Origin of the sequence: Flavobacterium tructae (genome assembly GCF_002217475.1) — a bacterium.
Taxonomy (GTDB): domain Bacteria; phylum Bacteroidota; class Bacteroidia; order Flavobacteriales; family Flavobacteriaceae; genus Flavobacterium; species Flavobacterium tructae.
The window spans coordinates 111075-126116 of the sequence record NZ_MUHH01000025.1; the positions used below are offsets into that span (position 1 = coordinate 111075).

The 15042-nt window shown below is 35.6% G+C and carries 15 protein-coding genes; 8 read left to right on the forward strand and 7 right to left on the reverse strand.

Translation table 11 applies throughout. The features are described 5' to 3' along the window. Nucleotides 1-59: 59 nt before the first annotated feature. From B0A80_RS12365 to B0A80_RS12375, 3 genes are all read right to left on the reverse strand, one after another. The gene (locus tag B0A80_RS12365) at nucleotides 60-752 is read right to left on the reverse strand and encodes an NUDIX hydrolase (protein ID WP_089077463.1); all 693 of its coding nucleotides are present in this window, start codon (nucleotides 750-752) and stop codon (nucleotides 60-62) included. Nucleotides 753-866: 114 nt separating this feature from the next. Then, nucleotides 867-1223 (reverse strand): PKD domain-containing protein, encoded by a 357-nt coding sequence (locus B0A80_RS12370; protein WP_089077464.1) that lies wholly within the window; start codon nucleotides 1221-1223, stop codon nucleotides 867-869. Nucleotides 1224-1290: 67 nt separating this feature from the next. Further along, entirely contained in the window at nucleotides 1291-2196 is a 906-nt protein-coding gene (locus B0A80_RS12375; protein ID WP_089077465.1) for a LysR family transcriptional regulator, read from the reverse strand. A gap of 85 nt (nucleotides 2197-2281) precedes the next feature. Between B0A80_RS12375 and B0A80_RS12380 the strand changes: the two genes are divergently transcribed. From B0A80_RS12380 to B0A80_RS12390, 3 genes are all read left to right on the forward strand, one after another. After that, a complete protein-coding gene (locus B0A80_RS12380) occupies nucleotides 2282-3043 on the forward strand; it encodes a type 1 glutamine amidotransferase domain-containing protein (RefSeq protein WP_208861486.1) in 762 nt (253 codons plus the stop codon). Nucleotides 3044-3437: 394 nt separating this feature from the next. Continuing rightward, nucleotides 3438-4595, forward strand: coding sequence for an iron-containing alcohol dehydrogenase (locus B0A80_RS12385; protein ID WP_089077466.1), 1158 nt, complete (start codon nucleotides 3438-3440; stop codon nucleotides 4593-4595). 327 nt (nucleotides 4596-4922) lie between these two features. Next, complete coding sequence (locus tag B0A80_RS12390) at nucleotides 4923-5918, forward strand: NAD(P)H-dependent glycerol-3-phosphate dehydrogenase (RefSeq protein WP_017497416.1); 996 nt, start codon at nucleotides 4923-4925, stop codon at nucleotides 5916-5918. 272 nt (nucleotides 5919-6190) lie between these two features. Here the strand turns inward: B0A80_RS12390 and B0A80_RS12395 are convergent, their stop codons facing one another. The 4 genes from B0A80_RS12395 to B0A80_RS12410 all read right to left on the reverse strand — a co-directional run bounded on the left by B0A80_RS12395 (nucleotide 6191) and on the right by B0A80_RS12410 (nucleotide 8739). Beyond that, on the reverse strand, nucleotides 6191-6598 hold the full coding sequence (locus B0A80_RS12395; RefSeq protein ID WP_070906388.1) for a hypothetical protein: 408 nt from the start codon (nucleotides 6596-6598) through the stop codon (nucleotides 6191-6193). An 80-nt stretch (nucleotides 6599-6678) separates the two neighbouring features. Next, the gene (locus tag B0A80_RS12400) at nucleotides 6679-7698 is read right to left on the reverse strand and encodes a phenylalanine--tRNA ligase subunit alpha (protein WP_089077476.1); all 1020 of its coding nucleotides are present in this window, start codon (nucleotides 7696-7698) and stop codon (nucleotides 6679-6681) included. A 154-nt stretch (nucleotides 7699-7852) separates the two neighbouring features. After that, nucleotides 7853-8236, reverse strand: coding sequence for a hypothetical protein (locus B0A80_RS12405; protein ID WP_017497413.1), 384 nt, complete (start codon nucleotides 8234-8236; stop codon nucleotides 7853-7855). Between the two features lie 146 nt (nucleotides 8237-8382). Next, entirely contained in the window at nucleotides 8383-8739 is a 357-nt protein-coding gene (locus tag B0A80_RS12410; RefSeq protein ID WP_017497412.1) for a hypothetical protein, read from the reverse strand. A gap of 241 nt (nucleotides 8740-8980) precedes the next feature. On the opposite strand from B0A80_RS12410, the gene B0A80_RS12415 reads away from it, so the two are divergent. The 5 genes from B0A80_RS12415 (at nucleotide 8981) to lepA (ending at nucleotide 14607) form a co-directional block, all read left to right on the forward strand. Beyond that, nucleotides 8981-9508 (forward strand): CvpA family protein, encoded by a 528-nt coding sequence (locus tag B0A80_RS12415; protein WP_089077467.1) that lies wholly within the window; start codon nucleotides 8981-8983, stop codon nucleotides 9506-9508. A 134-nt stretch (nucleotides 9509-9642) separates the two neighbouring features. Further along, complete coding sequence (locus B0A80_RS12420) at nucleotides 9643-10743, forward strand: helix-turn-helix domain-containing protein (protein WP_089077468.1); 1101 nt, start codon at nucleotides 9643-9645, stop codon at nucleotides 10741-10743. A 133-nt stretch (nucleotides 10744-10876) separates the two neighbouring features. Further along, a complete protein-coding gene (locus B0A80_RS12425; RefSeq protein ID WP_089077469.1) occupies nucleotides 10877-11869 on the forward strand; it encodes an alpha/beta hydrolase in 993 nt (330 codons plus the stop codon). A 7-nt stretch (nucleotides 11870-11876) separates the two neighbouring features. Next, nucleotides 11877-12548 (forward strand): hypothetical protein, encoded by a 672-nt coding sequence (locus B0A80_RS12430; RefSeq protein ID WP_089077470.1) that lies wholly within the window; start codon nucleotides 11877-11879, stop codon nucleotides 12546-12548. A 262-nt stretch (nucleotides 12549-12810) separates the two neighbouring features. Next, nucleotides 12811-14607 carry a translation elongation factor 4 gene (lepA, locus tag B0A80_RS12435; RefSeq protein ID WP_017497407.1) on the forward strand — a complete coding sequence of 599 codons (1797 nt, stop codon included), beginning with the start codon at nucleotides 12811-12813 and terminating at the stop codon, nucleotides 14605-14607. Nucleotides 14608-15042 lie beyond the last annotated feature (435 nt).

Here is a 15042-nt window from a genome sequence, read left to right on the forward strand (position 1 = left end):
GTTAATTATACGCAAATATAAGTCAATATATTTATTAAACAATTTATTTTGTGTAAAATTTACGCAAACTTTATTTCGAAGTGAAAACCACTATCAATTAACTCTTTGTATTTCAAATCATTAAACTTAAAAAGTTTAGCCGGTCGACCGCTTTTTATAGGTGAAAAATGATCTGTTTGATCCAAAAAACCATAACTAAGTATCTTCTTTCTAAAATTTCTTCGATCTATTTCCTTCTCTAATATCGTACAATAAAGATTCTCGAGGTCAGAAAACAAAAATTCCTGAGGAAGTAAATCGAAACCTACCGGTTCGTAAGTCAGTTTTGCTTTTAATCTTGCTAATGCAGTTTTTACAATTAAATTATGATCGAATGCCAGATCGGGAATCTCATCTATTTTGAACCATTGTACACGTTCAGCATCAGTATCCGCTTTAATTTCCAGACTTGAAGCGTCTACTAAAGCATAATAGGCAACGGAAATCACACGATTTCTGGAATCTCTATGGATATCATCTCCAAAAGTATACAGCTGCTCCATAAAAGTAAGCTGAACATTGGTTTCTTCGTGCAGTTCTCTGATAACGGCATCACTCAAAGATTCGTCCTCTTTTACTAAACCACCCGGCAAAGCCCAATACTTATCGGCAGACCCAAACTTTTGCTCTATTAAAAGCACATATAAACTGTTGTTCTTATATCCAAACACAATGGCATCAACCGCAATTCGAATATTTTGAAAATTTTCCATATTTTAAAACTCCTATCTCACAAATATAACGAATGAGAGTCAATTTCATAATCTATCACATCAGCAATAAATTATAAAATTGACTCTCATCAATATTCTATTTCCTTCGGCCTTCTAGTTTATTGTTACTGTTCTTTTTGGGATAGAAGTACATTCTGAACCATTTATCCCAACAGTAACCTCCGCACTAACTTCATAAGTTCCTGCTGCCGGATAGGTATGCGTAATATCTTTACCGGTTCCGGTGGTCCCATCTCCAAATGTCCACTTTACACCAATTAGAGTTCCGGATCCACTATATCCAACGGAATAGTTCATTAGTTTAGGATTAGTAGCATCAGTTGAATTATGTAGTTTTACAAAAATTGCTTCTGTAAGGCAATCTGCGATCTCATCTTCTTCACGTTTAGTACAGGAATTAACTGTATACAACACAAGCGCAACCATTATAATAGATACTAACTTTTTCATTTTTAAAAATATTAAGAATTTATCTCCCAAAATTATTCTTTAAAAATACAGAAAACAATGATTTCTGTCATAATCGGTTACCAAAAAACAATTTTAACTCTTTAGAGATAATTTCAAAAAACGAATTCAAATTGTTGTTTTTAGCGGTCAATACATAGACATACTCTTCCGGCACATGAAAACTGTTCCACAATAACTGCAATTTATTCTCTTTAATATATTTTCGTGCATTGCAGTTCCAGGTTATCGCTACCCCTTCATTGTCCGCTAACATCCTTAACATTTCAGATTCAGACGGAATAATATAGTTTGGAACCATAGAGGGCCTTTTTTTATTAAAAGCGTGTAGCCAAAATAGTTTTATATGTGGAATTCTGGCATCGTGACTGTACCATTTTTGTTCATTGAGCCATTGCTCTACTTCGGTATAATTATCTGATTTTAGTTTCTGACTAAATTCTGTACCATCCAAACGTACTGGTGCCACCATGATGAGCTTAATTTTCCCCACAATTTCGTAGACCGTATCAAAGGTGTCAAATCTTTTTGTGGTAATTGCAAAGTCAAGCTTTTTAGCATCGACTAACTCAAAAAGAACATCGTTTTCTGCAAAAGTAAAATCGATCAAATCGAACTTAGCAATCAACAGGTTTCCAATACAATTAAAAAGATTTTTGGAGATCCCAACAGAAATTAACCGATTAGCATCCTCTGCTTTTGCCCGAAAGCTGCTTTCTACATTTTCAAGCCGATCCAGCGCATCTATAATTAAATTATTCAGTAACTTAGCGTATTCCGTTGGTTCTACGCCTTTTGACTTTCGATTGAACAATTTATTTCCAACATGTGCTTCCAGCATAGAGATTTGCTGGCTCACCGCAGGCTGACTCATAAATAACTCTTTTGCAGCGATAGAAAAATTACCGTTTTTATATACAGCCTTAAAGGTTCTGTACCACTCCAGATTCACCATGACATAAATATATTTATAACAAACATAGTTTATTTTATTTTTACTGATATCACTTTAGTCGTAAATTTGATCAAAATTTAAACTTATGAAAAAGATAACCTTACTTACGATTATAGCCTTTAGTGCTTTTAGTACTTCAGCTATAGCGCAAAAAGCAACAAAAAAAAGCACTAAAAAAGTACTATTTGTTGTGACCAGCAATGATAAACTGGGAAATACCGGAGAGAAAACCGGATTTTGGTCAGAAGAATTTGCTGCACCTTATTATGAGCTATTAGATCAGGGCGTCGAGATTACAATTGCTTCTCCATTGGGAGGCCAGCCTCCAATTGATCCTAAAAGTGCCGATCCGGCATCAGCCACTGAAGACACGAAACGTTTTGACGCTGATAAAACTTTGCAAGAGAAGTTAAAACATACCCATAAACTTTCAACTATCAACCAAAAAGATTACGACGCTGTGTTTTACCCTGGAGGTCATGGTCCGCTTTGGGATTTGGTAGAGGATAAAAGTTCCATTGCTTTAATCGAATCCTTCTATACTCATAAAAAACCTGTAGCTTTTGTTTGTCACGCTCCGGCAGTTTTAAAAAACGTAAAAGTTAAAGGTGAATTTTTAGTAAAAGACAAAAAAGTAACCGGTTTCACAAATGCCGAAGAAGAAGCGGTGGGGTTAACTAAAGTAGTGCCGTTCTTATTAGAAGATGCTTTGACAAAAAATGGCGCTACCTTTTCAAAAGCAGCCAACTGGCAACCGTATGCTGTAGAAGATGGCCTTTTAATTACGGGGCAAAACCCGGCTTCATCTAAATTAGTGGCTGGTAAATTATTACAGAAATTGAATTAATAAAGACACTGAGATACTAAGGTTCTGAGGTTCTAAGCAACAGGACTTAGAAACTAATAAAACAATTACTATAATGAAAGATGCTGAGATATTGAGATTTTAAGAATCTAAAAAAAACTTAGCACCTTAGCACCTCAGCATCTTAGAAACTTAAAAAATTACCGGACAAAACCCGGCTTCATCTAAATTAGTAGTCGGAAAATTATTACAGCAATTGAAGAAATAAAGGTACTTAGGTGCTAAGACACTAAGATTCTGAGATTCTAAGCAACAGAACTTAGAAACATTAAAATAAAACAATTACCCTAATAAAAGATGCTGAGGCATTGAGATTTTAAGAATCTAAAAAAACTTAGAACCTTAGCTCCTCAGCATCTTAGAAACTCTAAAAAAAATGCTAAACTTTGAATTATACAATCCGACGAATTTAATTTTCGGAAAAGGACAAATTGAAAAACTTTCGACTTTAATTCCTAAAGATGCCAAAATCTTACTGGCTTATGGCGGCGGAAGTATTTTTAAAAACGGAATTCACGAACAGGTGATTCAAAACTTAAAAGGTTTTGATATTGTAGAATTTGGCGGAATCGAACCCAATCCGCATTTTGAAACATTGATGAAAGCGGTTGCTGTTATTAAGGCTGAAAAAATTGACTTCATCTTAGCCGTCGGTGGTGGTTCTGTAATTGATGGTGTGAAATTCATTTCAGCGGCCATAAATTTCGACGGAAATCCGATTGACATTTTGCAAAAACGATTACTTATTAAAGAAAACGCTATGCCTTTTGGAACTGTTTTGACTTTACCTGCAACGGGAAGTGAAATGAATTCGGGAGCGGTTGTCACTATCGAGTCAACTCAGGAAAAGCTCGCTTTCGGCGGAAGTGCTCTTTTCCCTAAATTTTCAATTTGTGATCCAACCGTAATTGCATCTTTACCAAAAAGACAATTACAAAATGGAGTCGTAGATGCTTATACACACGTGATGGAGCAATACCTGACTTATCCGCACGAAGGTTATTTACAAGACCGTATTGCCGAAGGAATTTTACAGACGTTAATTGAAGTTGGTCCTAAAGTGGTTGAAAATCCTACCGATTATGCTTTGGCTTCTAATTTTATGTGGAGCTGTACCATGGCTTTAAACGGCCTCATTCAAAAAGGAGTTCCTTCGGACTGGGCTACACATATGATTGGTCATGAATTAACTGCTTTATACGGAATTGATCATGCCAGAACTTTGGCTATTATCGGACCTAGTTTATACCAAACGATGTTTGAGACCAAAAAAGAAAAACTTGCCCAATACGGCAGAAGAATTTTCAATTTAACAGGTTCTGACGATGAAGTGGCAAAAGAAGCAATCAATCAAACTGTAGCATTTTTCCATACTATGGGAATGGATACTAAACTTTCGCAATACACAGACGATTATAGCAAAACGGCTGATTTTATTGTAAACCGATTTAATGAAAGAGGCTGGAAAGGTTTGGGTGAAAAACAACTAATTACTTTAGACAAAGTAAAATCGATTGTTGAAATGAGCTACTAATAGCTATATTCCAAATAAAAAAACAAATTCCAGTTTTAAGCTCATTTGGAATTTTACAAAAAAGGCGTTCTCATTTTATGGGAACGCCTTTTTACAATACTAAAACAAAATTAACTAACTCAATTCTTGCTAAACTCATTAAATTCTAATTTATAAATAGTTACAACGTACGGATTGCCTTTTTATTGTATAATCGTTAAAATATTTTCTGTTTCAATTTAAATCCTCTGGAAACCATTGTATTTAAAGAGGCTTTCCAAATTTCTTAAATGAGATTTTGTATTATTACTACATTATTAAGTACTTTTGCTTTAAATTATTAAAATAATGAGTGAAAATTTAAAATTTGCAGTAATTGGAGGAGGAAGCTGGGCAACGGCGATTGCAAAGATGTTATGTGTAAATCTTTCAGAAATTGCCTGGTACATGCGTAATGACGCTGCTATCGAACACATTCAGAAATACAAACACAATCCGAATTACTTAAGTTCGGTTGAATTTGATACGGCAAAACTTAAACTGACTAATAATATTAATGAAGCAGTTGCCTACGCAGATTATGTGATTTTTGCAATTCCTTCTGCTTTTTTAGACGGTGAATTGAAAAACTTAACGGTTTCATTGTCTGATAAAATTATCTTTTCTGCTATTAAAGGAATCGTTCCTGAAACAAGTTTGATTGTTGGAGAACATTTTCACATTCAATACGACATTCCCTACTACAATATCGGTGTAATTACTGGTCCTTGTCATGCTGAAGAAGTAGCATTAGAAAGGCTTTCCTATTTAACAATTGCCTGCGGGGATCCGGAAAAAGCTTCTATCGTAGCAAAACATTTGTCCGGAAATTATATCAAAGCCAAAATCTCAGATGATATTATTGGTACTGAATATGCGGCAATGCTTAAAAACATTTATGCTATTGCAGCCGGAATTGCTCACGGATTAGGTTATGGAGATAACTTTCAATCGGTTATGATGAGTAACGGAATTCGCGAGATGAAGAAATTTATCCGAAAAGTTCATAAAATGAAACGCAACATCAATGACTCCGCTTATTTAGGAGATTTATTGGTTACAGGTTACTCTGTGTTCTCGAGAAACAGAATGTTCGGAAACATGATTGGTAAGGGCTATACGGTAAAAAGTGCGATGATGGAGATGAGTATGGTGGCCGAAGGTTATTATGCCACTAAAAGCGCTTATAAGCTAAATCAGGGCTATGGTGCAAAAACGCCAATTATCGATGCTGTTTACGCTGTTTTATACGAAGGAAAAGATGCAAAATCGGTTTTCAAAAAATTAACGGAGTCTTTGGATTAGTTTTTTTTTTAGAGAAGTGAGATTATAGAGTAAAGAATATAGAGACAAGAGCAAAGAAGCAAGATTATAGATTGTGAACTTGTTTTTGACAGATAAAAAAAAGAGTCAGGACAGAATTAAAATTCACCTTGACTCTTTTTTATTTTAATATAAAGAAATCTAAACTCTAGCTTCTATAGTCTTTACTCTATATTCTATATTCTATATTCTATATTCTTGCCTCTTTGCTCTAGCTTCTTGCTTCTTGCTTCTTGCTTCTACAAACCTGCACTCTACTTCACCATAACTCCTTCAACAAATAAAATAGGCACTTCCTCCGTATCGTTTTCGTTGATCAGGTTTGCTTTAAAAGTAAATTTCTTGTCGTACAATGTATTTCCTATGAAGAACGTTACCATAAACTCGTTGTTCAGTACCAGTAAGCTCTTTTCAACCATTTCGATTTTCACAACCGAAACCGCAGGAACTTCTACAAAAGCATGACGTAAAACAGACGTTTTTTTCATCTCGCCATCGATCGTTCCAAATGCTTTTGAAACTACCATCACACTGTCCAGGTTAAAATCACTGTCGTTCACCAGGTAGGCGTACCATACTTTTTCCATAAAGTCGTCGCTCCATTCCTGCACTGCTGCAAGAAATACGTTTTCTACTTCGGGAATTGTTATATCTTTTTTCATAATCTTAGTAATTCGTAAAATATAAATAGTGATTAGAAAGAAGACCTCTCACTAATCACTATTTACTAATAACTTTATTTTTAAATATTGGCCTTGAACTGTTCTAAGAAACGAACATCATTTTCGTAAAACATACGAATATCACCAATTTGATACAGTAACATAGCAATACGCTCAACTCCCATTCCGAAAGCAAAACCGTTGTATTCATCAGGATTGATGTCACAATTTTTCAAAACATTTGGATCTACCATTCCGCAACCACCAATTTCCAGCCACCCAGTACCTTTGGTAATACGATAATCAGTTTCGGTTTTTAAACCCCAATAAATATCAATTTCGGCACTTGGTTCTGTAAATGGGAAATACGACGGACGCAAACGAATCTTCGATTTTCCGAACATTTCTTTAGTGAAATAAAGTAAAGTCTGTTTTAAGTCGGCAAACGATACATCTTTGTCAATATACAAACCTTCTACCTGATGGAAAATACAGTGTGAACGAGACGAAATCGCTTCGTTACGAAACACACGTCCCGGAGAAATAGTACGAATTGGCGGTTTATGATTTTCCATATAACGCACCTGAACAGATGATGTATGCGTACGCAACAACACATCAGGATTAGTCTGAATGAAAAAAGTATCCTGCATATCACGCGCCGGATGGTATTCCGGTAAGTTCAAAGCGGTGAAATTATGCCAGTCGTCTTCGATTTCCGGACCTTCAGAAACATTGAAACCAATGTTCGCAAAAATATCAATAATCTGATTTTTAACAATTGAAATCGGGTGACGTGAACCAATAATTACCGGTTCGGCCGCACGTGTTAAATCGCCAAAAACTCCTTTTACTTCTTGTTTGCTTTCCAGCTCTTCCTGAATAACTCTTACTTTTTCTTCGGCAACCGATTTTAAAGTATTTATTACCTGTCCAAAATCTTTTTTCTGGTCGTTTGGAATGTTTTTGAACTCTGTAAAAAGCTCTTTCAACAAACCTTTGCTCCCTAAATACTTAATACGGAATTGCTCTAAAGATTCTTTATTTTTATCATTAAAGGCTTTTGCTTCCTCTATATGTTCTTTTATCTTGTCTATCATTTTCATTCAGTTCTTGAGAATACAAATTTAAGTATTTTGTTTTAAGTTTAAAGTTTAATATCCAAAGTTTCCTTTACAACTACAAAACGGAATCTTAAAGCAATAATACAACTCGTTAAATCTGTAAAATTGTCTGTTTCGAAGGAGTTTTAAATTATTTTATCTGGCTTAGTTTTTCATCTACTTCTTTAACACTTTCATGCCAATAATCTAACCGTTCCTGATTGATAGCAATTTCCTTTTGGCCTTCAGGTCCAATTTTGCTGCGCCAAAAGTCCATCTCTTTCAGATACGTTTTTTTCATCTTTTCAAAATACTCTATTAATTTTTCTTTTGAATTAGGAATATAACCAGGCCCGCCGCAACCACAGGAATGAAAGGTAATGCCAACAGAATACAAACTCTTAATATGTTCCCATTTCTTTAAATCATCCTTTTTGGGCGATTCAAAATCCAGTCCCATGTCTGCCATCAGCTCGCCGCATTGCGGACATTTGGCTTCAAAATCGGATTTTTCTCCTTCTTTTATATCGCTCATCAATCTTCTTTTAAATGTCTTTCGACAATTAAAGCAGGCATAATGAGGTTTATACGTTGTCATTGCATATCTACACATTTCTTTCGCAGTTTAGAGACTAAATCGCAGTTTAATTAAAACTGAAAACTGCGACTGAAAACTAAAACCTATTTAATAAGTTCTCTTTCTAAAAAATAATTCACAATGGCTTCTTTCATCAAAACCGATTGTTCGCCCGCTTTCAGTGGCGGTAATTCTTCTTTTACTTTATAATGTGGCCATCCGTCGGCATCAAAAAAGTCAAATTCATAAAACCCGTAAGGTTCCAATAATCGACAAATGGCGATATGCATCAGGTTTAATTTTTCATCTTTTTTGAATTCACGATGTACTTTCCCGAGTTCCTGAACTCCGATTAAATAAATTATGGCATCTAAATCTAAGTCTTCGCCTTGCGAAAATTGATTAGACAGTATATCGACGAGTTTTTCCCATCGCTCTTTTAGTTGTGTATCTCTGGACATTGTATGATTTTAGATTGTTGATTTTAGATCTTAGATTGTTGAAAAATTCAATTCTGAAGGGGACAGAATTACAATCTTAACTTTAAATTTTGAGTTGCAAAGATACACAGTTCAATACATTGCACCTAAAAAAATTAAACACACAGAAAAAGAGAGCTCCAAAAAACGGCTGAAGCTTTGCCACTCTGAACCTCCGAACCTAAAAAAGTATATCTTTGCGCTTTTTTAAACACACCAAAATATGAGTTTTTTTGATATAATTGTGGCCGCTCTTTTAGCTTTTAGTTTATATAAAGGAATTAAAAACGGACTTTTTGTAGAAGTTGCTTCTTTCATTTCTTTATTGTTGGGAATTTATATTGCGATTAAATTCTCTTCTTTTATGAAAGAATTGATCATGAAACATGTTTCCTGGAATCCTAATACAATACAGATCACTGCTTTTATTCTCACTTTTATTTTAGTGGTAATTGGCATTTACTTCTTAGCTAAAATCCTTACCGGAATTGCCGATTTTGCCTTTTTGGGATTACCCAATAAACTGGGCGGAGGCTTTTTCAGAATCTTAAAAACCATTTTGATCATCAGTATTTTTATCGCTCTTTTTGAGAAAATCAATTTCAATAATACTTTTGCTAAAAAAGAAACCTTAGATCATTCTATTTTTTACAATCCGATTAAAAAGGTAGCCGCATTTGTTTATCCTTCTGTCGAAAAATGGTATGGGGAATTTAAAAACCATCATACTGAAACTTCTAAAGAGGAATAATAACCTCACTACTAAGCCTAACAGATTATAAAAAAATTAATCTTTGCAAAACACCTCAACGGCAGACAATTGAGTAAAATAAATTATCTTGGTCGATATTTTAACAACCGATTTAATTTATACCCCAGACCTGTATGTTGTATTTAACCGGCATTATAATCACCTTTTTTCTGGTTGTTGTACTGGCAAGCAAAAGGAACAAAACTGAGGCCGACAAGATTCTGGCACTCTGGCTGTTTTTTACCGGCTTTCATTTATTCCTGTTCTATCTTCATTACAAAAATGACTATAGCGACTTTCCCTTTTTACTGGGTTTAGAACTTCCAATGCCTTTAGTTCAGGGACCCTTTTTATTTTTATACACTTCGGCTTTAACGAACCAAAATCGCTATAAAAAGTTTAATCTTTTACATTTTATTCCTTTTCTAGTTGCCATTCTGGTACTGATTCCGTTTTATAATTTGTCTTTCGAAGAAAAAGCAGCCGTTTTTAAAAACAAAGGCAAAGGCTACGAAACCCTAATATCTATTTTGTATGCTGCAATCGTATTTTCGGGAATTATTTATCCTTTACTTTCCTTGCAAAAACTCATAAAACATCGCAAGAACATCAACAATCAATTTTCGCATACCGAACGAATCAACCTGACCTGGCTGCGATATCTAATTATTGGATCCGGTATCATCTGGCTCGTAATCATTTTTTCTGACGATCAGTATATTTTTTCGGTTGTCGTTTTCTATTTGATCTTTATTGGATATTTTGGCGTCAAACAAGTTGGAATTTTCACCAATCAGCCGCTTTCCGAAAACAATCATTCTGAGACTTTAACATTTGAAAGCGTTGACACCGAAAATACATCTGAAAAAATTAAATACGAGAAATCAGGACTTACTTCTTCAGAACTTATGGTTATCCATCAAAGACTGACGCAACTCATGAATGATGAAAAACTCTACAAAAATGCCGATTTAACTTTAACCGAGCTGGCCCAGAGGATAAGCGTTCATCCCAATACACTTTCGCAGGTCATCAACTCGGCAGAACAGAAAAACTTCTATGATTACATCAACTCTCAACGTGTTGAAGAATTTAAAAGAACCATTCTTTTACCCGAAAATCAAAAATTCACCTTCCTGTCTGTCGCATTAGAATGTGGTTTTAATTCGAAAACAGCTTTCAACCGAAACTTCAAAAAAGCAACCGGCGTTTCTCCATCTGAATATTTAAAATAACTTTCATCTTAAACCCGACAGATTTTAAAAACCTGTCGGGTTTTTGAATTATAAACTGGAACCACCTTACAAGTTGGGGCGACCAGCATAGCACCACAGCGCATCTTTGCAGAAATTTAAACCAATTTATGCAATGAAAACCAAAGTACTTTACTCAGCCGTAATCGCTGTTTCAATTTTCTTTTTTATTGGATGCGAAAATGAAAACGACATTCAGGGACTTGGAAATTTAGTTCCCAAAACTGTCGATCAGGATGCCTCTATCGCTTCTATTTTTGTAAACGGAACGCAGCTGCACTCCGAGGCTTTCGGAAATCCCAACAACCCAATGCTCGTTTTCCTGCATGGTGGTCCGGGATCCGATTACAGAAATGGTCTGAATGTAAAACAACTCGCCGACGAAGGTTATTATGTGATCTTCTACGATCAAAGAGGCTCCGGATTATCCAAAAGACATGACAAAAATACGTACTCCATTCAATTGATGATCGACGATCTCTCTGAAGTCATAAAATATTACCGTAAAACACCCACTCAAAAGATATTTCTTTTCGGACATTCCTGGGGTGCTATGCTCGCCGCGGCTTATGTCAACCAATACCCAATGGCCATCAATGGGGTTATTTTGGCAGAACCGGGCGGACTAAACAAAAAACTATTAGACGATTACGGAGAAATGAGTCGTAAAATAAAATTATTCTCTGAGGCCACCAGCAATTTATTGTATATCGATCAATTTTTAACAGGAAAAGAAAACCAGCACGAAATTCTGGACTATAAACTGGGAGTTTCTTCAGGTTTCTCTTATGCGAAAGGCAACAAGGAAGGTATTTCAGGACCATCCCCATTTTGGCGAATCGGAACAACCGTTTTAGAAAGTTTAGCCGACATTGCCGAAAATGAAGGTTTTGATTTTACTACAAATCTAAGTCAGTACAAAACGAAAGTCCTGTTTTTGTATGGCGAATTAAATCATTCCTATGGTTTAGCCTTCGCCCAAAAAGAAGCTGCCTTTTTTCCTAATACCGCCATAGCCGAAGTAAAAGGTACCGGACACGAGATGATCTACTTCAAATGGGAAAATGTGCATCCTTTTGTACTGAACTATTTAAACGATCTAAAATAATCCCATGATGAAAACAATATTATTAATCAGCATCTTTATCTTCTCTATTTTCATAGGCAAAACCTACTCTCAAACCTTAAACTGGGAAAATCTTAAAGAGAATCAAAAACACATTCTAAATATAAATGCCGGCTGGGAACATAGTTTTGTTTACGGACTTGCTTACGGTTACCATCTCAAAACCAAACTGCCAATTGTAGTCGAAGCATCTTTTTCCTTACCATCAGGCGAAACAGTATTGGATGATTTTAAAAGTAAAATTGGCGGGCAAATTAATTTTTACCAAATAAATCATTTCCGTTTTAATGCCGCCATTCACGGAATTTATCGCCGATACGAAAATCCGTTAGTCACCTTACAAAACTTTGGCGCCGATGCGACTGCGATTATTGGCTATTACAAACCAAAATGGTTTGCCGCTGGAGAATTTGGTTTTGACAAAGCGATTGCTACTCATTTTAAAAATTCGGCAATTTATAAAGAAGTCTATCCCGATGTGAAAAATGGCTGGTATGAACCGTCAACCGGAGGCAATTTCAACTATGGCATACAAGCCGGATATTCCTTTCGCCGAAGTGACCTTACTTTACGACTGGGAAAAGTAATTACGCAAGATTTTAAAACAGAACCACTGATTCCACTATACTTTCAACTGGGTTATAATTTAAAGTTAGAATGATTTAGTTAATTACACTAAACCCGACAGTTTTTTTAAACCTGTCGGGTTTTATTTCTCCTCTCTTTTTAAAGAAAATCACGACGTATTTTAACGTTTTAAAAACTATTTTAAAATTCCGTATTCAACTATCGAAGATCAACATTCCAGAATCCAAAACTTTGCGCTATCTTTGCGGTTTATTAACATGCTCTAAGGCAATCGCTACAGTGCAGATTTAGACCCGGAAATTACTTAAACTCGTTTAGAGAATTGACATATTAAAATGAAGAAGATACGTAACTTTTGCATTATTGCACACATTGACCACGGTAAAAGTACACTGGCAGACCGCTTATTGGGCGCTACACAAACCGTTACAGCTCGTGAAGAAAAAGCACAATTGCTTGACAACATGGATCTGGAGCGTGAGCGTGGAATTACCATTAAGAGTCATGCCATTCAAATGGAATACACTTACAAAGGAGAAGAATATATCTTAAACTTAATTGACACTCCCGGTCACGTCGACTTTTCATATGAAGTTTCACGATCTATTGCAGCCTGCGAAGGTGCTCTTTTGATTGTTGATGCAGCGCAAAGTATCCAGGCACAAACTATTTCCAACTTATATTTGGCTTTAGAGAATGATCTTGAGATTATTCCGGTTTTGAACAAGGTAGATTTACCTAGTGCCAATCCTGAAGAAGTTAGCGACGATATTATTGATTTATTAGGATGTAAATTAGAAGATATTATCCATGCTTCCGGAAAAACAGGTTTTGGTGTTGAGAATATTTTAGCAGCCATTATCGAAAAAATCCCGGCTCCAAAAGGAAATCCTGACGAACCATTACAGGCATTGATTTTTGACTCGGTTTACAACCCGTTCCGTGGAATTGAAGTTATCTTTAGAGTAGTAAACGGAGAAATCAAAAAAGGGCAAAAAATTAAATTCATGGCTACGGACAATGAATATTTTGCTGATGAAATTGGAACCTTAAAATTAAATCAGGTTCCTAAAACTGTGGTTTCTGCAGGAGATGTTGGTTATTTGATTTCAGGAATTAAAGAAGCACGCGAAGTAAAAGTGGGTGACACCATTACCGACGCAAAAGTGCCAACTACGAATATGATTACAGGTTTCGAGGATGTAAAACCAATGGTTTTCGCCGGAATTTACCCTGTAGACACAGAAGATTATGAAGATTTACGTTCTTCTATGGAAAAATTACAATTGAACGATGCTTCATTAGTTTTTGCTCCCGAAAGTTCTGCTGCTTTAGGCTTTGGTTTCCGTTGCGGATTCTTAGGGATGCTTCACATGGAAATTATTCAGGAGCGCTTAGAGCGTGAGTTCGACATGACGGTTATCACTACTGTACCTAACGTTTCGTATTTGGCGTATACCAAAAAACATCCTGAAACGCCATTGGTTGTAAACAATCCATCAGATTTACCTGAACCTTCAAAACTAGACAGAGTTGAAGAACCTTTTATAAAAGCAACCATCATTACAAAAGCCGATTTCGTTGGAAACGTAATGAGTTTGTGTATCGAAAAACGTGGTCAGATTACCAATCAAACGTATTTGACAACAGAACGTGTTGAGCTGAATTTTGACATGCCATTGGCCGAAATTGTATTCGATTTTTACGATCGTTTAAAAACAGTTTCTAAAGGGTATGCTTCTTTTGACTACTCTCCTATCGGAATGAGAACTTCAAAACTGGTAAAACTGGATGTTCTTCTGAATGCTCAAACGGTTGACGCACTTTCTGCTTTGATTCACGAAGACAACGCTTACAACATCGGTAAAAAAATGACCGAGAAATTGCGTGAATTGATCCCAAGACAACAATTCGACATTCCGATTCAGGCAGCGATTGGTGCGAAGATTATCGCTCGTGAAACCATTAAAGCACTTCGTAAAGACGTTACCGCAAAATGTTATGGTGGAGATATCTCTCGTAAGCGTAAACTTCTTGAAAAACAGAAAAAAGGTAAAAAACGTATGCGTCAGGTAGGAAACGTTGAGATTCCACAAGAGGCGTTTATGGCTGTTTTGAAATTGAACGACTAGATTTTTATTTTAGAAAATAGAAGAAAGAACAAAGAATATAGACTAACCCAATGACGAAAGTTGTTGGGTTTTTAGTTCTAATATATTTATCGGCACATTCGGAATAAAACAAAGTCAATAAAAACTTCGGACAACCGCGATGTCACCCTGAGCGGAGTCGAAGGCTTATGGAACTAAAAATAGCTTCGACTTCGCTCAGCCCCATAGCTGGAAACTGATTAAACTAGAATTTTAACTCTGACTCAACCTAACATACTCATTAAAAATAAAGCTAACTCAGAAAGACTTTTAGATTAATATGATATTTCAAAAAACTATAGCTTTTGAATTACTCTCTAAAAACAGATAGTATACTTTAGAAGAGGCGGTAAAATATACCGCTCCTCTGGAGCTTTTCCCCCTACTGTTTTTTATTATCTATAAATATTTTGCTCC